General features: G+C 73.1%; 18 protein-coding genes and 1 tRNA gene. 11 read left to right on the top strand and 8 right to left on the bottom strand.

Annotated elements, in window-relative coordinates:
* Nucleotides 1-166: 166 nt before the first annotated feature.
* The 5 genes from rplA to HDG69_RS03865 all read right to left on the bottom strand — a co-directional run bounded on the left by rplA (nucleotide 167) and on the right by HDG69_RS03865 (nucleotide 2,910).
* Nucleotides 167-874: a 50S ribosomal protein L1 gene (gene rplA / locus HDG69_RS03885; RefSeq protein WP_171782436.1), complete on the bottom strand. Its 708-nt coding sequence runs from the start codon at nucleotides 872-874 to the stop codon at nucleotides 167-169.
* 173 nt (nucleotides 875-1,047) lie between these two features.
* Nucleotides 1,048-1,479 (bottom strand): 50S ribosomal protein L11, encoded by a 432-nt coding sequence (rplK, locus tag HDG69_RS03880; RefSeq protein ID WP_171782435.1) that lies wholly within the window; start codon nucleotides 1,477-1,479, stop codon nucleotides 1,048-1,050.
* Between the two features lie 93 nt (nucleotides 1,480-1,572).
* Nucleotides 1,573-2,379 carry a transcription termination/antitermination protein NusG gene (gene nusG, locus HDG69_RS03875; protein WP_171782434.1) on the bottom strand — a complete coding sequence of 269 codons (807 nt, stop codon included), beginning with the start codon at nucleotides 2,377-2,379 and terminating at the stop codon, nucleotides 1,573-1,575.
* Between the two features lie 65 nt (nucleotides 2,380-2,444).
* Nucleotides 2,445-2,699: a preprotein translocase subunit SecE gene (secE, locus tag HDG69_RS03870; RefSeq protein WP_171782433.1), complete on the bottom strand. Its 255-nt coding sequence runs from the start codon at nucleotides 2,697-2,699 to the stop codon at nucleotides 2,445-2,447.
* 135 nt (nucleotides 2,700-2,834) lie between these two features.
* Nucleotides 2,835-2,910, bottom strand: a tRNA-Trp gene (locus HDG69_RS03865).
* 183 nt (nucleotides 2,911-3,093) lie between these two features.
* Here HDG69_RS03865 and HDG69_RS03860 point away from each other — a divergent pair.
* The 9 genes from HDG69_RS03860 (at nucleotide 3,094) to HDG69_RS03820 (ending at nucleotide 10,979) form a co-directional block, all read left to right on the top strand.
* Complete coding sequence (locus HDG69_RS03860; RefSeq protein ID WP_171782432.1) at nucleotides 3,094-3,981, top strand: ABC transporter ATP-binding protein; 888 nt, start codon at nucleotides 3,094-3,096, stop codon at nucleotides 3,979-3,981.
* Entirely contained in the window at nucleotides 3,978-4,835 is an 858-nt protein-coding gene (locus tag HDG69_RS03855) for an ABC transporter permease (RefSeq protein WP_171782431.1), read from the top strand. Before HDG69_RS03860 ends, HDG69_RS03855 begins: the two co-directional genes overlap by 4 nt.
* Complete coding sequence (locus HDG69_RS19520) at nucleotides 4,822-6,063, top strand: histidine kinase (RefSeq protein WP_171782430.1); 1,242 nt, start codon at nucleotides 4,822-4,824, stop codon at nucleotides 6,061-6,063. The genes HDG69_RS03855 and HDG69_RS19520 overlap by 14 nt, the downstream gene beginning before the upstream one ends.
* 59 nt (nucleotides 6,064-6,122) lie before the next feature.
* A complete protein-coding gene (locus tag HDG69_RS03845) occupies nucleotides 6,123-6,686 on the top strand; it encodes a response regulator (RefSeq protein WP_246256180.1) in 564 nt (187 codons plus the stop codon).
* Between the two features lie 19 nt (nucleotides 6,687-6,705).
* Complete coding sequence (locus HDG69_RS03840; protein WP_171782428.1) at nucleotides 6,706-7,791, top strand: adenosine deaminase; 1,086 nt, start codon at nucleotides 6,706-6,708, stop codon at nucleotides 7,789-7,791.
* 7 nt (nucleotides 7,792-7,798) lie between these two features.
* On the top strand, nucleotides 7,799-8,122 hold the full coding sequence (locus HDG69_RS03835) for a hypothetical protein (protein WP_171781748.1): 324 nt from the start codon (nucleotides 7,799-7,801) through the stop codon (nucleotides 8,120-8,122).
* Entirely contained in the window at nucleotides 8,122-9,633 is a 1,512-nt protein-coding gene (locus tag HDG69_RS03830; RefSeq protein WP_171782427.1) for a sensor histidine kinase, read from the top strand. Before HDG69_RS03835 ends, HDG69_RS03830 begins: the two co-directional genes overlap by 1 nt.
* Entirely contained in the window at nucleotides 9,630-10,286 is a 657-nt protein-coding gene (locus HDG69_RS03825; protein ID WP_171782426.1) for a response regulator, read from the top strand. Before HDG69_RS03830 ends, HDG69_RS03825 begins: the two co-directional genes overlap by 4 nt.
* A gap of 102 nt (nucleotides 10,287-10,388) precedes the next feature.
* Nucleotides 10,389-10,979: a hypothetical protein gene (locus HDG69_RS03820; protein WP_171782425.1), complete on the top strand. Its 591-nt coding sequence runs from the start codon at nucleotides 10,389-10,391 to the stop codon at nucleotides 10,977-10,979.
* A gap of 30 nt (nucleotides 10,980-11,009) precedes the next feature.
* On the opposite strand, the gene HDG69_RS03815 is transcribed toward HDG69_RS03820, so the two are convergent.
* Nucleotides 11,010-12,308, bottom strand: a complete 1,299-nt coding sequence (locus HDG69_RS03815; protein ID WP_171782424.1) for a phosphotransferase — start codon at nucleotides 12,306-12,308, stop codon at nucleotides 11,010-11,012.
* A 210-nt stretch (nucleotides 12,309-12,518) separates the two neighbouring features.
* On the opposite strand from HDG69_RS03815, the gene HDG69_RS03810 reads away from it, so the two are divergent.
* Nucleotides 12,519-13,532, top strand: coding sequence for a L,D-transpeptidase family protein (locus tag HDG69_RS03810; protein ID WP_171782423.1), 1,014 nt, complete (start codon nucleotides 12,519-12,521; stop codon nucleotides 13,530-13,532).
* Between the two features lie 41 nt (nucleotides 13,533-13,573).
* On the opposite strand, the gene HDG69_RS03805 is transcribed toward HDG69_RS03810, so the two are convergent.
* Both HDG69_RS03805 and HDG69_RS03800 read right to left on the bottom strand, forming a co-directional pair.
* On the bottom strand, nucleotides 13,574-14,794 hold the full coding sequence (locus HDG69_RS03805) for a UDP-N-acetylmuramate dehydrogenase (RefSeq protein ID WP_171782422.1): 1,221 nt from the start codon (nucleotides 14,792-14,794) through the stop codon (nucleotides 13,574-13,576).
* A 66-nt stretch (nucleotides 14,795-14,860) separates the two neighbouring features.
* On the bottom strand, nucleotides 14,861-16,129 hold the full coding sequence (locus tag HDG69_RS03800) for an MFS transporter (RefSeq protein WP_171782421.1): 1,269 nt from the start codon (nucleotides 16,127-16,129) through the stop codon (nucleotides 14,861-14,863).
* A gap of 104 nt (nucleotides 16,130-16,233) precedes the next feature.
* On the opposite strand from HDG69_RS03800, the gene HDG69_RS03795 reads away from it, so the two are divergent.
* Complete coding sequence (locus HDG69_RS03795) at nucleotides 16,234-17,313, top strand: LacI family DNA-binding transcriptional regulator (protein WP_171782420.1); 1,080 nt, start codon at nucleotides 16,234-16,236, stop codon at nucleotides 17,311-17,313.
* The last annotated feature ends 3 nt before the right edge of the window (nucleotides 17,314-17,316 follow it).

Here is a 17,316-nt window from a genome sequence, read left to right as displayed (position 1 = left end):
CGGGTCCACCCATGAGATTTCACCCTCCGCACGATCAGCGCTGTCACCAGGAAGGGAGGGCGCTCGCGGCTCGCTGATACACCGCGTACGGATCTGCTCCAGGGACGACGAGGGCCCGGCACCCTCGCGGAGAGGGTGCCGGGCCGTCGTGGTGCGGGAAGCTGTCTCAGCTCTCCATCAGGCGCGTGGTGCGCGACTGGTCGAGGGGGATCCCCGGACCGAACGTCGTCGCGAGCGTCGCCTTCGTGATGTAGCGGCCCTTCGAGGACGACGGCTTGAGCCGCAGGACCTCGTCGAGGGCGGCACCGTAGTTCTCCACCAGCTGCTCCTCGGAGAACGAGGCCTTGCCGATGATGAAGTGGAGGTTCGAGTGCTTGTCGACGCGGAACTCGATCTTGCCGCCCTTGATGTCGGACACGGCCTTGGTGACGTCCATGGTCACGGTGCCGGTCTTCGGGTTCGGCATGAGGCCACGAGGACCGAGGACCTTGCCGAGACGACCGACCTTGCCCATGAGGTCCGGCGTGGCCACGGCCGCGTCGAAGTCGGTGTAGCCACCGGCGACCTTCGCGATGAGCTCGTCACCGCCGACCTCGTCGGCACCGGCCGCGATGGCCTCCTCCGCCTTCGGACCGTTGGCGAAGACGATCACGCGGGCCGTCTTGCCCGTGCCGTGGGGCAGGTTGACCGTGCCACGGACCAGCTGGTCCGCCTTGCGCGGGTCCACGCCGAGACGGAAGACGACCTCGAGGGTCGCGTCCGACTTCGTGGAGGCGGTCTCCTTGGCGATCTTCACGGCCTCGAGGGGCGTGTACTGGTTGTCGCGGTCGATCTTCGCCGCGGCGGCGCGGTACGCCTTGCTGCGCTGTGCCATCTGCTTCTCCTTCTGCAGTCGTGGTCGACGGGTCTGCGCAGACCCTCCCACGTGCCCGGCGGCTGTCGCCGGGTCTTGAGGTGTCGCTGCGCGACGGTTCCTGCTGTCGCGCAGCGACCGCGCTCGGCTTCGGCAGGACTCGCTGTGCTCGTCCTACCTCCGCCTGCGCTCCGTCACTCCGCGACGGTGATGCCCATGGAACGAGCGGTGCCGGCGATGATCTTCTTCGCGGCCTCGATGTCGTTCGCGTTGATGTCCGGCATCTTGGTCTCCGCGATCTCCCGGACCTGGTCCTGGGTGAGCTGGGCGACCTTGGTCGTGTGCGGCGTCGCCGAACCCTTGGCGACACCGGCGGCCTTCTTGATGAGCTCCGCGGCCGGCGGGGTCTTCGTGATGAAGGTGAAGGAGCGGTCCTCGTAGACCGTGATCTCCACCGGGACCACGTTGCCGCGCTGCGACTCGGTGGCCGCGTTGTAGGCCTTGCAGAACTCCATGATGTTCACGCCGTGCTGACCCAGCGCGGGGCCGATCGGCGGGGCGGGGTTCGCGGCCCCGGCCTGGATCTGGAGCTTGATGAGGCCGGAGACCTTCTTCTTGGGAGGCATGGTGCATCCCCTTCCTGTGTCAGGGCCGACGCCGTGGGCGATGACCCGGTTGCATGAAGCCGTTCACGAGGCGCCGGGGACCCGGCACCCCGGTCAGATCTTGGCGACCTGGTTGAACGACAGCTCGACCGGGGTCTCCCGGCCGAAGATGGTGACGAGGACCTTGAGCTTCTGGGCCTCGGCGTTGATCTCGGAGATCGTGGCGGGCAGCGTGTCGAAGGGTCCGTCCGTGACGGTGACCGACTCGCCGACCTCGAAGTCGACCTCGATGGAAGGACGCGCGGACGCGCCCTGCGCGCCGGTGGCGCCGGCGGTCGCCTGCTTGGCGGGCGCTTCCTCGAGCATGGTCGGAGCCAGCATCCCGAAGACCTCGTCCAGCGACAGCGGGACGGGCTGGTGGGTGTGGCCGACGAAGCCCGTGACGCCCGGGGTGTGCCGCACGGCGCCCCACGACTCGTCGGTGAGGTCCATGCGCACGAGGACGTAACCGGGGATGCGGACACGGCGCACGGTCTTCTTCTGCGCGTTCTTGATCTCGGTCACCTCCTCCATGGGGACCTCGACCTGGAAGATGTAGTCCTCCATGTTCAGGCTCTGGATGCGGTTCTCCAGGTTGGCCTTCACGCGGTTCTCGTACCCGGCGTAGGAGTGGATGACGTACCAGTCGCCGAACTGTCCGCGCAGCGTGCGCTTCAGCTCCTCGGCGGGGTCCTCGATCTCCGCGGTGACGTCGTCAGCAGCGGTCTCGGCGTCCTCGTCCGACTCTGCGTCGGTGACGTCGTCGGCCGCGGCCTCGGCGTCCTCCTCGGTCCCGGGCACGTCGAGGTCAGCCTCGACGCCGGGGGCGTCGGGCTGCGTGGGGTCGACGTTCTCGGCCTGCTCCAGAGGATCCTGGGACACGAACCAACCTGCTTTCTGACTTCGGATGTGGGTTGCGACCCGGGCGGGCCGGCAGCTGGTCGGGATCAGTTCCCGAAGAGCCAGCCGGCACCCTGGCCGACGACGAGGTCGAGCGCGGTGACGAACAGCATCGCCACCGTGACGAACACGATCACGACGATCGTGTAGTTGATCAGCTCCGACCGGGTCGGGGTGACCACCTTGCGGAGCTCGCCCACCACCTGACGGACGAACAGCGCGATGCGGGCAAAGACATTGCGACGCTCCTTGCCTGCTCCGGCGTCGTGCGTCCCAGCGGCCTCAGCCGGCGACTCGCTCACTTCGACCTACCCCGTTTCGCGATCACACCGCAGCCACGCCGCCTGCCGGCGACGCACCCACGGCACAGACTCCTGGCGTTCCGGGTCACACGTGTCGCATGGCCCCGCTGCGCGCGGCCCCGCGGGGGATCACGCTGGCAGGGTAGACAGGACTCGAACCTGCAACCTGCGGTTTTGGAGACCGCTGCGCTACCAATTGCGCCACTACCCTTCGTGCCCGACGGCGACCAGGCTCACGCCCGAGGGCGCGGTCCAGCATGGCGGCCGTCAACCACCGAGGGACAACTGTACGCGAAGCGGCGCCGTGGGTCGAACCACGTCCACCGGTCGGTGGACGCGAGGTGCCACCGGACGGTCGTCCCGCCGGGACCCACGCCCGCAGCAGGGTGGGTCCATGGACACACCACGACGCCAGGGCGCGCCCGTCATCGAGGGTCTCGGCCTGCGCAAGCGCTACGGCACCAAGCAGGCGGTCGACGGCCTCGACCTTCGTGTCGAGCAGGGCGAGATCTTCGCCGTCCTCGGCCCCAACGGAGCGGGGAAGACGACCACCGTCGAGATCCTCGAGGGTTTTCGCAGCCGGGACGCGGGCGAGGTCACCGTGCTCGGCCAGGACCCGGCGTCCGGCGGGCGCGCCTGGCGCAGCCGCCTCGGGGTCGTCCTGCAGGACTCTCGCGACCAGGTCGAGCTGACCGTCCGCGAGCTCGTGCACCACTTCGCCGGGTTCTACCCGGCCGGGCAGGACCCCGAGGAGGTGATCGACGCCGTCGGGCTGCGGGAGAAGGGGTCCACGCGCGCCCGCCAGCTCTCGGGCGGCCAGCGTCGCCGGCTGGACGTCGCCCTCGGGATCGTGGGCCGCCCCGAGCTGCTCTTCCTCGACGAGCCGACCACCGGCTTCGACCCCCAGGCCCGTCGCTCGTTCTGGGAGCTCGTCCGCTCGCTGCGCGACGGTGGCACGACGATCCTGCTGACCACCCACTACCTCGACGAGGCCGCACACCTCGCCGACCGCGTCGCGGTCGTGCGCGACGGCCGCCTGGTCGCCCTCGACACCCCCGACGCGCTCGGCGGGCCGCAGGCCCGGCGCCCCGTCGTGCGCTGGACCGGGGCCGACGGCAGCACCCGGAGCGAGCGCACCGACCGTCCCACGCGACTGGTCCACGAGCTGGCTGCGAGCACCGCACCCGACGGCGAGGTACCCGGGCTGCAGGTCGTACGACCGAGCCTCGAGGACGTGTACCTCGAGCTCGTCGGAGCAACCACCGAGGAGGTCGCGCGATGAGCGCCACCGCACCTACGAACCGGGCGGCGACCGCGGCCCACCCCCGCCTGCCGTCCGCCGCACGGCTCGGGGCCGACCGGACGGGCATCGAGCTGCGCGCGTTCTTCCGCGAGCGCGACGCGGTGATCTTCATCTTCTCCTACCCGCTCATCATGATGGCGATCTTCGCGACGGTCTTCAGCGGCCAGGACCAGGGCGCAGACGGCTACGGCGTGCCGTTCGCGCAGTACTTCCTGCCGGGGATGGTCGCGACCGGCGTCATGCTGACGAGCTTCCAGTCGCTGGCGATCTCCATCGCGGTCGAGCGCGACGACGGCACCCTCAAACGCCTGCGCGCGACGCCCCTGCCGGCGCTCAGCTACTTCTACGGCAAGATCGGGCTCGTCCTGCTCACCACGGTGGTGCAGACGTCGCTGCTGCTCGTGCTCGCCGCGACGGTCTACGACGTGCCGATGCCGGCCGACGTCTCGTCGTGGGCGACGTTCGCCTGGGTGTTCGTGCTCGGCACCGCCACGGGCACGGTCTGCGGGGTGGCGTTCTCCACGCTGCCGCGGTCCGGGAGGTCCGCGACCGCCGTCGTCACCCCGGTCGTCCTGGTGCTGCAGTTCGTCTCCGGGGTCTTCTTCGCGTTCTTCGCCCTGCCGTCCTGGATGCAGACGGTGGCCTCGGTCTTCCCGCTGAAGTGGATGGCGCAGGGCATGCGATCGGTCTTCCTGCCCGACGACGCCCAGGCGCTCGAGGTGGCCGGCACCTGGCAGCACGGTGCGACGGCTGCTGTACTGGCCGCATGGCTGGTCGTCTCGCTCGTGGTCGGGGTCCGCACGTTCCGGTGGCGGCGCCGTGACGACGGCTGACCAGGAGGCTCCCGACCTCGTCGCCGACCCGCCGGACGACACCGACGACTGGGACCGGCAGGTGATCTGGTGGGACGTCGCCTTCGTCGCGATCGTCCTGCTCACCGCAGTCGCCCTGCCCCTGAGCGGTCAGTCGGGCCGGGAGCTGTGGGTCGCCTACGGGGCGATGGCGACCATCCTCGCCGCCTACACGGCCTGGGGCGCCCCGGCGGCACGGTCGCGGGACCAGCGCCGCGCCCTGACCTACGTGCCGGTGCTCGTCGTCGCGACCGCTGTCGCCGTGTCCCAGGGCGGCCTGGCGACCTTCCTGCTGTTCGGCGCGTTCACCCAGCTCTGGATGCTGCTCGAGCCTCCCCGCCGGGCCGTCCTCGCGTCCGTGGCGCTGGCCGTGGCCACGACGTTCGGGCTCGCCTACGAGGCGGGGTTCTCCTCGCAGGGGCTGCTCGCGGCGGCACCGCAGATGGCCGTCGCCCTCGCCTTCGCGCTGACGCTCGGGCTCTGGACCGCGACCTGGATGCGACGCTCCGACGAGCGGGCCCAGCTGTTGCGCGAGCTCCGGGCCACGCAGGCCCAGCTCGCACAGACGCACCACTCGGCAGGGGTCGCCGCCGAGCGCGAGCGCATGGCCCGCGAGATCCACGACACCCTCGCCCAGGGGTTCACGAGTGTCGTGATGCAGGCGCAGGCCGCCTCGGCGGCGCTCGACCGGGGCGAGGAGACGACCGCCCGCGAACGGCTCGGCCTCATCGAGGCGACCGGCAGGGAGAACCTGGCCGAGGCACGCGGACTGGTCGCGGCGTTCGCGCCGGTGCCGCTGCAGGGCTCGACCCTGCCGGAGGCCCTGCGACGCCTCGCGGACCGGTTCACCGCCGAGACGGGCACCGCGGTGCGGATCGACGTCGGGAGCCCGGTCGTCACGTCCGACGACGGCGGTGCGGTCGACCCGACGACCGACGTCGTCCTGCTGCGCGCGGCGCAGGAGGCGCTCACGAACGTCCGTCGGCATGCCGGGGCGTCCGCCGTCACGGTCCGGCTCACCCACCCCCACGGTGGCGTCGAGCTCGAGGTGTCGGACGACGGCCGGGGGCTGCCCCCGCAGTTCTCCGAGGGCTTCGGGCTGACGGGTATGCGCGAGCGCGCCGCAGCGGCCGGGGGTGCGCTCGAGATCGGTCCGGCACCCACCCGGGGAACCCGGCTCCAGGTCCGGCTGCCGGTGGTCCCGTCGTGACGGCGATCCGCGTCCTCGTCGCCGACGACCATCCCGTGGTCCGCTCGGGCATCGTCGGGATGCTGGCCGGCGAACCCGACGTCGAGATCGTCGGGGAGGCGCCCGACGGCGAGCAGGCGGTGGCCCTGGCCCGCGAGCTCACCCCCGACGTCGTGCTCATGGACCTGCGGATGCCCGTGCTCGACGGCGTCGGCGCGACCGATCGGATCGTCCGGGGCTCGCCCGCGGGGCCGCGCGTCGTCGTGCTCACCACCTACGACACGGACGCCGACATCCTGCGAGCGGTCGAGGCCGGCGCCACCGGCTACCTGCTCAAGGACACGCCGCGGGCGACGCTCGTCGCCGGGGTGCGGGCCGCGGCGCGCGGCGAGACGGTGCTGGCGCCGTCGGTGGCGACGCGACTGGTGACGTCCGTCCGCACGGCGGAGGCGCGCCCGACCCCGCGGGAGGCCGAGGTGCTGCGGCTCGTGGAGCGCGGGTTGTCGAACGTCGCGATCGGGCGAGAGCTGTTCATCGCCGAGGCGACCGTGAAGACGCACCTCCTGCGCGCCTTCGCCAAGCTCGGGGTGGACGACCGCACAGCGGCCGTGGCCGTGGCACGCCGGCGCGGCTGGCTCACCTGAGGGGTGCCAGACTGAGCGGATGCGTGACCTGGCGAAGCTCCCGAAGGCCCACCTGCACCTGCACTTCACCGGTTCGCTGCGACTGTCGTCCCTGCGCGAGATGTCCGTCGAGCACGGGATGGGGCTGCCGTCCGCGCTCACCGACGGTGTCGCCCTGCGGGTGCCGGCCGACGAACGCGGGTGGTTCCGGTTCCAGCGGCTGTACGACGCGGCACGGCACTGCGTGCGCTCCGAGGCCGACATGCGCCGACTGGTCGACGAGGCCGCCGCGGACGACGCCGCCGAAGGTTCGGGACGCCTGGAGATCCAGGTGGACCCGACGTCGTACGCGCCGTTCGTCGGGGGCATCACCCCTGCGGTCGAGATCGTGCTGGACGAGGCACGGGCCGCGAGCGCCCGGCACGGTGTCGAGGTCGCCGTCGTCGTGGCCGCCTCCCGCATGCGGCACCCCCTCGACGCCCGCACGCTGGCCAGGCTCGCCGCCCGGTACGCCGGTGACGGTCCCGGCGAGGTCGTCGGCTTCGGTCTGAGCAACGACGAACGGCGCGGGGACACCGAGCAGTTCGCGCACGCCTTCCGCATCGCCCGCCGGGCGGGGCTCGCCTCGGTGCCCCACGGCGGCGAGCTCCTGGGCCCCGCCCACGTCCAGGAGGTGCTCGGCGCGCTGGCTCCCGACCGGTTGGGCCACGGGGTCCGGTCCGTGGAGGACCCCGCACTGCTCGGGTCACTGGTGGAGTCGGGGGTGGCGCTCGAGGTGTGCCCCGCGTCCAACGTGAGCCTGGGTGTCTACGAGCGCGAGCACGACGTCCCGTTGCGGGCACTGGTCGACGCCGGGGCGACGGTCGCTCTCGGCGCCGACGACCCGCTGCTGTTCGGCTCCCGCCTCGTGGAGCAGTACGAGACGGCGCGCACCGTGCACGGGTTCAGCGACGCCGAGCTCGCCGACCTCGCCCGCGCGTCCGTCCGGGCGTCGCGCGCCTCGCAGGGCACGCAGCGACGCCTCCAGGCCGGCATCGACTCCTGGCTGGCCGGGCCCGACGACGACGACGGCGACCTCGGCGCTGCGACCTCGCTCTCATCTGCGTCTCATCGGACCACGGGATGATCCACGCATGACCCGACCGACACGCCGCGTGCTGCCGTGGGTGGCCCTGGGCCTCCTGCTCCTGCTCGGTGGTGTCGGCGTGGCGGCGGCGATGGTCGACGAGCCCGAGGACCTCGACGTCGGTGACGTCGTCGTCGTCTCGCCCGCACCGCGTCCCTCACCGACTTCGGAGGCGCCGTCGCCGGACGCGAGCCCTTCCGACGAGGACGACGAGGACGACGGCCGCGGCGGCGAGGTCGCTCCCGTCCCGCCCGCGAGCGGGGACGACGATGATGACGACGACGATGATGACGATGATGACGATGACGATGACGATGACGAGGACGACTGATGGCGCGCCTCGCCGACCCGGCCCGCGGCCTCACCGTCCGCACCCGCATCCTCGCCGCGCTGCTCGCCCTGACGGCGCTCGCCCTCACCCTCGCGGGCGGCACGGCCTACTGGCTGGCGTACCAGCAGGTCGACACCCGGATCGACGCCGACCTGCGGCAGGACGTCGGTGAGCTGAAGGCACTGGCCGACTCCGGTGTGAACCCCGCCACCGGGGAACCCTTCGCGTCCCCCGAGGACGTCGTCGTCGCCGCGATCCAGCTGACCGTCCCGTCGCGGAACGAAGGGGTGCTCGGCCTGCGCGAGGGACAGAGCCCCCTGGTGAGCCAGCAGTCGGTCACGGTCCACCTGGAGAGCGACGCGGAGTTCGTCCGAGCGATCTCCCCCCTCGTCACCGAGGACCACGCGGTGCTGCGCCTGGTACGCACCGCGACGACCGACTACCGCGCCGTCGTCATCCCGGTCACGTCGGCCGCCGCAGTCTCCGATCCCGGGCAGGCACCCGCTGCCCTCGTCCTCGCCTACGACCGCCGGGCGGAGCACGCCGAGACACAGGCCGTCTTCCGCACGTACGGGCTCGTGGCCCTCGCCGCCCTCGTCGTCACGGGCGTGGTCGGCTGGCTCGTCGCCGGGCGACTGCTGCGACCGATCCGCCTCCTGGCCGCGACAGCGCAGCAGATCGGGGACACCGACCTGTCCGCACGCATCCCCGAGACCGGCAACGACGACCTCACCCGGCTCACCCAGGCCGTCAACGGCATGCTGGGGCGGCTCGAGTCGTCCTTCGAGGCCCAGCGGCGCCTCCTCGACGACGTCGGGCACGAGCTGCGCACCCCCTTGACGATCGTGCGCGGACACCTCGAGCTCATGGACCCGCACGACCCCGCCGACGCCGCCGAGACCCGCGACCTCACGCTCGACGAGCTCGACCGGATGCGCCGGCTCGTCGACGACCTCGTGACCCTCGCGACCGTCGGCCAGCCCGACTTCGTCCGCCCGGCGCCCGTCGACCTCGGTCGCCTCACCGACGACGTCCACGACAAGGCCCGCACGCTCGGCGAGCGCCGCTGGCTCGTCGACGCGCGGACCGACACCACGGCCCTCGCCGACGGGCAACGTCTCACCCAGGCGTGGCTGCAGCTCGCCGCGAACGCCGTGAAGTTCTCCGAGCCCGGCAGCACCGTCGCGATCGGGTCCCGCGCCTCCGACGACGGCACCCGCGTGCGGCTGTGGGTCCGCGACGAGGGGGTCGGCATCGCCGAGGACGACGCCGCGGCGATCTTCGAACGCTTCGCCCGCGGGCACCACGGCGAGGTCCGCCGCGAAGGGTCCGGGCTCGGTCTGGCGATCGTCGCCGCCATCGTCGCCGGCCACCAGGGGAAGATCACCGTCGACTCCGCCCCCGGCCGCGGCGCCACCTTCCTCATCGACCTGCCGGTGCACCCCGAGGCCGCGGCCCCCGCGGCTGAGCCCTCGATCACGCTCCCGACCGACGGAAGGAACCACCCGTGAGCCAGATCCTCGTCGCCGAGGACGAGTCCCGCATCGCCTCGTTCATCGCCAAGGGGCTGCGGTCCGCCGGCTACGCCAGCACCACCGTGGACACGGCCCGCGAGGCGTTCGACCTCGCGGCGTCGGGCGAGTTCGACCTGCTGGTGCTCGATCTCGGCCTGCCCGACCAGGACGGGTTCACCGTGCTGCGCCGCCTCCGCGAGGCCAAGGTCACCCTGCCGGTCATCATCCTCACGGCGCGGACCTCCGTCTCGGACACCGTCGCCGGGCTCGAGGGCGGGGCCGACGACTACATGCCCAAGCCGTTCCGCTTCGAGGAGCTGCTGGCCCGCATCCGGCTGCGCCTGCGGGCCGATCCCGGCGGAGAGGTGACCGTCCTCGACCACGGCGACCTGAGCCTGGACCTGCGCACGCGACGTGCCCGTGCCGGCGACGTCGAGGTGGACCTGTCCGCACGCGAGTTCGCCCTCGCCGAGGCGTTCCTGCGCAACCCCGGGCAGGTGCTCAGCCGCGAGCAGCTGCTCTCGCGGGTGTGGGGCTACGACTTCGACCCCGGCTCGAACGTGGTCGACGTGTACGTGCGGTACCTGCGCAACAAGCTCGGGGCCGAGCGGTTCGTCACGGTGCGCGGGATGGGGTACCGGCTGGCGTGACGCCGTGCCCGGACAGCAGGGTGTGCGGGCGAGGACGGGAGACTCTCCACGCGGTCGCGCTCACGGTCGCTGCGCGACCTGCGCTTCCCGTCTGACGACCGCGTGAAGAGTCTCCCGTCCTCGCCCCCTGGGGTGGTGCGAGCCCTGCGTCAGCCCGCCGACGGGGCGGAGGGCGCGGACTGGGCGCTCTGGGCCGAGGGGGTGGAGGGCGTCGACGCCGGGCTCTGCGGTGACCGAGGGCTCTGGGCCGACTGGGGGCTCTGGGCCGACTGGGGGGACACCGGGCTCACCGGGCTCATGGCCGAGACCGGGCTGGCCGGCGACCCCGGGGTGTGCGTCGACGGCGCCGTGGTGGCGCTGGCGACCGAGCCGGCCGTCACCGTGGTGATCGAGGTACCGTTCTGCACCGCTGCCGGCGACGGCGAGACGGACTGGGTGGCGGCCGTGGCCTCGCCGCGCGAACCCTCGGGCGACACGGTGACGGCCGACGAGACGACGCCGTCGGCCGGCGCGTCGAACGTCGCCTGCGCCGCCGCGACCGTGGTCCCGAGCGCGACCGCTCCGAGTGCTCCGCTGACGATCCAGACGTTGCGTGCCTTCATGGCTTCCAGCTCCTTCGTACCGTGGACCGTGCGGTCCGTGATGTGCAGCCCTTCGGCTGCCTGTCGACTCGAGCCTCGTGGGCCCGGGTGAGACCTCGAGGAGCCTGAGGTGAGAGCACTCTCAGAAACTGTCCGTCCGGGCCAGCAGATGCTCCGCGAGCCCGACCCAGCGGCCGGCGAGAACCGCGTCGGGCGCACCGACGGCCAGCGAGACGATCACGGCAGCGGTCCTGGCACGCAGCACCACCGGGTCGACCACGCGGTCGAAGGCCCGCAGGGACCGGTCCACCAGGCGCGGGACGCCGTCGTAGGCCGTCGGCGAGAGCGAGGGCAGCACCGTCAGGTGGGCGAGAGCGCACGCCAGGTCGTCGACACGGTGGCCGGGACCGAGGGTGTCGACGTCGAGCACACCGGCCACCCGAGGCGATCGGCCGGGCCGGGCGTCCGCGAGGATCAGGTTCGCCGCGTGCAGGTCACCGTGCGTCGTCACGACCGGGCCGAGGTCCCGTCCCCGCAGGGCCGACCCGACACGGGCCTCCACCCGCCCCAGCCGCGAGGCGTCGATGCCGTGCCGGGCCGTCAGCGCCGTGACGTACTGGTCGAGCCGGTCGGCCCACGGCGCACGGCGGCTCAGCTCGACCCCTGCGGTCGGCAGCGCCTCGGTGACCCGCAGCAGCTCGGCGGGGTCGAGCGCGGTCGCCTGCTGCTCTGCCGGGAGGGCCGCCAGGTGCTCGGCGAGGGACGGGCCTGCCAGCTCGGCGAGGAGGACCACGCCGTCGTGGTCGGCCGCGAGCACGGCGGGGGCGGCGAGAGCGCCGGTGCCCTCGAACAGCCGGTGCCGCCGCACGAGGTCCGACGTCCGGCCGGGGCGCACCACCTTGACGTAGACGGTGCCGCTCCCCGCGTCTGCCGTGCCGGCGGTCCGGGCACGCAGCACGGCGCGGCGCAGCGGCCGGTAGGTCACCGTCTCCAGCGAGCTGACCGTGACGTCCGCGCCGGCGGCCCGCAGGCGCTCCTCGACGGCTGCCGGGACGCTGCCCGCCGCCAGGCCCGGCAGGGCCGGGTCGTGCGGGTGTCGCCACACGTGCACGACCCGCTCACCGTCGTCGAGGCGCACCACCCCGTCACCGAGCGCCGCCGCCCCCCGCGCGGCCGAGAGCGAACGCGCCGTGGCACTGGTCGCGAAGAGGTGCTCGTGGGCCACCAGCTCCGTTCCGTCGTGGCGACGACGAGCGACGACGTCGTAGGCGACGGTCGTCTCCGCGCCCGGCCGGGCGTGGATCTCCCGGACCTGCCAGCTGCCGAGCTCCGCACCGTCCGCCGCGAGCGCCGCCGACAGCAGGCCGCCGGCCTCAGGGCCGGTCAGCGTCTCCTGCCAGGCCGTCTCGTCGTGGCTGGGTGCAGGGGTCGTGACGGTCATGCCCCCTACCCCACCGTGCGCACGGGTGCGGCGGGTGAGAGCCGGATGAGAGTCCTCTCATCCGGCTCTCACCCCCTCAGGTCACGGGATGGTGTCGATCGGCCCGGCCACGGTGCGGTCGGCTCGCCCGGCGCCCCGGTTCGCGGCATGGTAGGGGTCCGCGACGGCGGGCACTGCCCCTGCGCGACCCTCCAGGAAAGGTTCCGCACGATGACGATCCCGACCTCGCTGCGCCGCGGGACCACTGCGGCGGCGACGGCCCTCGCTCTCCTGGTCGTCCCCGGCTGCGCCGCCCTGAGCGAGATCAGCGGCAGCGAGGCCCAGGCCACCACGTCCGCCGCGCCGTCGGGCGAGGCGTCGGAGCCGACCAGCACCACGACGCCGTCCGAGGAGCCGCCGGACCCGCCGCCGGTCACGCCGTCGGCCGACGCGTCGCCGTCGGCCTCACCTGACCCGACCCGGACCGCGGAACCCTCCACGGAACCCGAGGAGGTCGAAGAAGCCGAGGAGCCGGAGGAGCAGGGGGCGCAGGACGAGGACGAGCGGGCCGAGGAGCCCGACGAGTCCGACGCCGAGGGCTCTGCCGGCGAGGTGGACGAGGAGAAGGCCGAGAAGAAGAAGCCCGACCACCTCGAGCGGGGCGCCACGGGCACGAAGGTGCGCGCGCTGCAGGAGGACCTGATCGAGCTCGGCTACTACCTGCCCGAGGCCGACGGCTCGTTCGGACCGCAGACGCAGCAGGCGGTGTGGGCGCTGCAGAAGGCAGCAGGCCTGGGCCGTGACGCCGTCGTCGGGCCGAAGACGCGCCAGGCCCTGAAGGACGGCGCGCGACCGTCCCCTCAGTCGTCGAAGGGCAAGGTCGTCGAGATCGACCTCGACCGTCAGCTCCTGCTCGCGGTGGAGGACGGACGGGTGGTGCGCACCCTCAACGCGTCGTCGGGCAACGGCGAGAGCTTCGAGGCGAAGGGTCGCAGCTACCGGGCGACGACCCCGCGCGGGACGTTCAGCGTCTACATGGAGCGCGACTACCTGCACGAGTCGACGCTCGAGCTCGGGGCGATGTACCGGCCGAAGTACTTCACGGGGGGCATCGCCGTGCACGGGTCGCCGTCGATCCCACCGTGGCCCGCGTCGCACGGCTGCATCCGGGTGTCGAACTCGGCGATGAACTGGCTGTGGGACGACTGGGGCATGCCCCAGGGCACGACCGTCGTCGTCTACTGACCTCACCCGTCGTGCACCCACGGCCCTCAGGTGGTGAGGGCTCAGAGGGCGAGGCCGACGAGGACCGGCTCGGGCTCCAGCTCGATGCCGAACTCGTCGCGCACCCCGTCGCGGACGGCCCGCGCCAGCGCCACGAGATCTTGCGCCGTCGCTCCGCCGCGATTGGTCAGCGCCAGCGTGTGCCGCGTCGACAGCCGGGCCGGGGAGTGCTCCCCCGCCACCCCGAAGCCCTTGGTGAACCCGGCCTGCTCGATCAGCCAGGCGGCCGACGTCTTGACCAGCGACGGGTCGATCTCACCCACGGCAGGCCCTGTCGTGGTGGTGGGGGTCGCCGAGCGCACCGGGTAGCGCGGGGCGTCGTCGGGCAGGCCGCCCGCCGCCTCCACCGGCACGACGGGGTTGGTGAAGAACGACCCGGCGCTCCACCGGTCGTGGTCGGGCGCGGCGGCCCCCCCGACGCCGTCGAGCAGCATGCCCTTGCCGGCCCGGAGCTCCAGGACGGCCTCGCGCACCTCGACCGAGGGTGCCCGCTGCCCCACCTCGACACCCAAGCGGCGTGCGAGCTCCGCGTAGGCGACCGGCGCGGAGAGCGACCCGAGGCGCATCTGCAGGTTCACCTGCAGCACCACGTAGCGCGGCGTCGGGTACCAGAGGTCGCCGCTCGTCACGTCGGCACGCATCGACCGCTTGAGCACGCTCGTGCGGTAGCCGAACCCCAGCTCGGACAGGGTGAGCAGCTTGCGCTGCCCGGTCGCCCGGTCCCACGTCTGCACCGACGCCACGACGCCGGAGACCTCCTGGCCGTACGCCCCGATGTTCTGCACCGGCGCGGCGCCCATCGTCCCCGGGATGCCCGACAGCGCCTCGACGCCGACCCACTCGTTCGCCACGGCCTGGGCGACGAAGGCGTCCCAGTCCTGCCCCGCGGGCAGGCTCAGGCTCGCGCCGCCGCACGCCCCGTCCGTGCCGCAGGAGTCGGCCAGGTCGGCCTCCAGACCCTGGCGCACGTCCCGCACCACGACGCCGTCGAACCCCTCGTCCGCGACCAGCAGGTTCGACCCGCCACCGACCACCAGCAGCGGCGTCCCGGCGTCGTCCGCAGAGCGCACGGCCTCGATCAGCTCGGCCTCTGTGGTCGCCTCGACGTACTCGCCCGCCGGCCCGCCGACCCGCAGGGTCGTCAGGTCGGACAGGTTCGGGACGGCGTCAGGTCCGACGCCGGTGGTCGGCTCGGCGGGGGCGCTCGGTACGGTCTGGCTCACCGGTCCAGCGTACGGGCGATCCGGCGGTACCGGGGGCCCCCGAGCACGACGGCAGCCGGACGCACGCTAGGCCGTCTCGTCGCGAGCGGGCTCCTGAGGAGGCCGCGCGGCACCGGCGACGAACAGCGCCAGCACCAGCGGCGCGGCCAGCACCAGCAGTGCGAGCCGGTAGCCGGTGACGTCCGCGAGGAAGCCGATGAGTGCGGGGCCGACGAAGAACGCCGAGTACCCGATGGTCGCCACGACCGACACCCGCAGCGCGGCCCGGGCGGGCTCGTCCGACGCGGCCGACATGCCGAGGGGGAAGCCGAGCGCCGCGCCCACGCCCCACAGGGCGACGCCGACGAGGGCGAGCGGGAGGCTCGGCACGAGCCCGAACAGCAGCACGCCCGCGATCGCCGACGCCCCGGAGGCGCGCAGCACCCACACCCGGCCGAGCCGGTCGATGAGCCGGGTGCCGGCCAACCGGGTGATGGTCATCGCACCGAGGAAGATGGCGAGCGCCGTGGCACCGAGCTCCTCCGGGGCGTCGAACCCGTCCACGACGGCCAGACCCACCCAGTCGTTGGCCGCTCCCTCGGTGAGGGCGGCACCCATGACGATGAGCCCGACCAGCAGGGTGCGCGGCTCGCGCCAGGTGGCGAGCGTGTCCTTGAGGCTGTGCCCGTGCGACGGCTCGACGGCGGCAGCCGGGTCGGCGATCGTGTCCTGCGCCCCGGCCATCGAGGTCTGCGGGCCCGCGTCGTGCGCCGGCTGGAAGGCACGCACGCACAGCGCGACGACCACCGTGTACAGCACGACGACACCCGCCAGGTGCCAGAGCAGGTCGACACCGAGCCGGATGATGCCGGCGCCCAGCGCCGCCCCCACGACGGTTCCCACCGAGAAGGCCGCGTGGAAGCGCGGCATGATCGCGCGTCCCAGGCGCTGCTCGACGGCCGCCCCTTCGAGGTTCATGGCCGCGTCCCACACGCCGACACCGATCCCGGCGACGAACATGCCGGCCCGCACCCACAGGTGCTCCTCGGCACCGACGCCGAGGCACGCGACCGTGTAGCCCACGGCGGACACGGCGGTGAAGAACAGCACGGCGCGGCCGGCACCGATGCGGGAGGTGATCATGCCGGAGACGGGCAGCGCGATGATCGAGCCGACCGAGGCGGTCAGCAGCAGAAGCCCCATCTGCGACTCGGAGTAGCCGAGACCGTCCCGCACGGCGGGGATGCGCGAGAACCAGGTCGCCATGCCGAAGCCGGCGGCGGCGAAGACGCCGAGGACCGCCCAGGTGGCGGTGCGCAGACGACGCTCGGCCGCCGTGGGTGCAGAGGTGTTCACGGTCCGACGGTTCCGGACGGCCGGGCCGTCGTCAAATCGATTCGAGCGAACGGTCCGACGCACCGATAGGCTGGCGGCTCGCACCGTCTGCCGGAAGGAGCGCCATGGGCCGCGCACCGGGCAACCGCCCCACACTCGCCCGCGTCGCCGAGCGCGCCGGGGTGTCCGTCTCGACCGCCTCCCTCGCCTTCTCCGGTTCCGGGCCCATCACCCCCGAGACCCGCGACAAGGTCCTCGCCGCCGCCACCGACCTCGGCTACACCGGACCCAACCCCCTGGGACGCCAGCTGCGTCGGGGACGGTCCGGCATCGTCGGCGTCGTCATCGGGGACCACCCCGGCCGTGCCTTCCGCGACCCCGTCGCCGTGCAGGTGCTCGACGGCCTGGTCGACGTGCTCGGCGCCGAGGGTCTCGGCGTCCTGCTCATCCCCGGGGTCGACCTCGGGGACGAGGCCGTCGACCCGCTGCTGGAGACCGCCGCGATGGACGTCGCGGTGCTCGTGTGGGGCGTGCTGAAGGACGACCCGGCGCTGGCCGCCCTGCAGCGCCGCAACGTGCCCGTCGTCGTCGGTGAGGGGCGTGCCGTCGAGGGGGCACCGCTGGTGTCCCTGGAGGACCGTGCCGGCGCCGCCGAGGCCGTGCGCCACCTGGTCGAGCTCGGGCACACCCGGATCGCCGAGATCGCGCTGCCCCTCAGCCGCGGGGAACGGTCGGGCCCGGTGGACGCCGAGCGGGCCACCTGCGTCGACCGCACCCCCACCGCGCACCGCATGGCAGGGATCCGCGACGTCGTCGAACCCGTCATCACCTGGGAGACCCCGGCCTCGCTGGTCGAGCACGGCCGTGACGCCGCCACGGAGATCCTCGGCACGTGGGTGCCGTCCTCCGAACGTCCGACGGCGATCGTCGCGCACTCCGACCTGCTGGCGGCCGGGGCCGTCATCGCAGCCCGCGAGCTCGGGCTGCGCATCCCCGAGGAGGTCTCGATCGCCGGGTTCGACGGCCTCGACCTGCCGTGGCTGTCCCCCGACGTGCTGACCAGCGTGCACCAGCCCCTGCGGGAGAAGGGCACGAGGCTCGGGCAGGCCGCGATCGACCTGATCGCCGGCGAGGAACCGGCGTCCGTCGCGCTCCCGGTCGGGCTGGTCCCCGGCACGACGACGGGACCGGTGCCGGCGCGCTGACCG

Source organism: Isoptericola halotolerans (assembly GCF_013149785.1).
GTDB classification, from domain to species: domain Bacteria; phylum Actinomycetota; class Actinomycetes; order Actinomycetales; family Cellulomonadaceae; genus Isoptericola; species Isoptericola halotolerans.
This window is presented reverse-complemented; position numbering and strand designations above follow the sequence as displayed.

What these genes read in the sequence shown, in the direction of transcription:
- HDG69_RS03840 (WP_171782428.1), top strand. Translation starts at nt 6,706, where the DNA reads ATGCGTGACCTGGCGAAGCTCCCGAAGGCCCACCTGCACCTGCACTTC.
- HDG69_RS03855 (WP_171782431.1), top strand. Translation starts at nt 3,978, where the DNA reads ATGAGCGCCACCGCACCTACGAACCGGGCGGCGACCGCGGCCCACCCC.
- HDG69_RS03810 (WP_171782423.1), top strand. Translation starts at nt 12,519, where the DNA reads ATGACGATCCCGACCTCGCTGCGCCGCGGGACCACTGCGGCGGCGACG.
- HDG69_RS03860 (WP_171782432.1), top strand. Translation starts at nt 3,094, where the DNA reads ATGGACACACCACGACGCCAGGGCGCGCCCGTCATCGAGGGTCTCGGC.
- HDG69_RS03830 (WP_171782427.1), top strand. Translation starts at nt 8,122, where the DNA reads ATGGCGCGCCTCGCCGACCCGGCCCGCGGCCTCACCGTCCGCACCCGC.
- HDG69_RS03835 (WP_171781748.1), top strand. Translation starts at nt 7,799, where the DNA reads ATGACCCGACCGACACGCCGCGTGCTGCCGTGGGTGGCCCTGGGCCTC.
- HDG69_RS03795 (WP_171782420.1), top strand. Translation starts at nt 16,234, where the DNA reads ATGGGCCGCGCACCGGGCAACCGCCCCACACTCGCCCGCGTCGCCGAG.
- HDG69_RS03845 (WP_246256180.1), top strand. Translation starts at nt 6,123, where the DNA reads ATGCTGGCCGGCGAACCCGACGTCGAGATCGTCGGGGAGGCGCCCGAC.
- rplA (WP_171782436.1), bottom strand. Translation starts at nt 874, where the DNA reads ATGGCACAGCGCAGCAAGGCGTACCGCGCCGCCGCGGCGAAGATCGAC.
- HDG69_RS03815 (WP_171782424.1), bottom strand. Translation starts at nt 12,308, where the DNA reads ATGACCGTCACGACCCCTGCACCCAGCCACGACGAGACGGCCTGGCAG.
- rplK (WP_171782435.1), bottom strand. Translation starts at nt 1,479, where the DNA reads ATGCCTCCCAAGAAGAAGGTCTCCGGCCTCATCAAGCTCCAGATCCAG.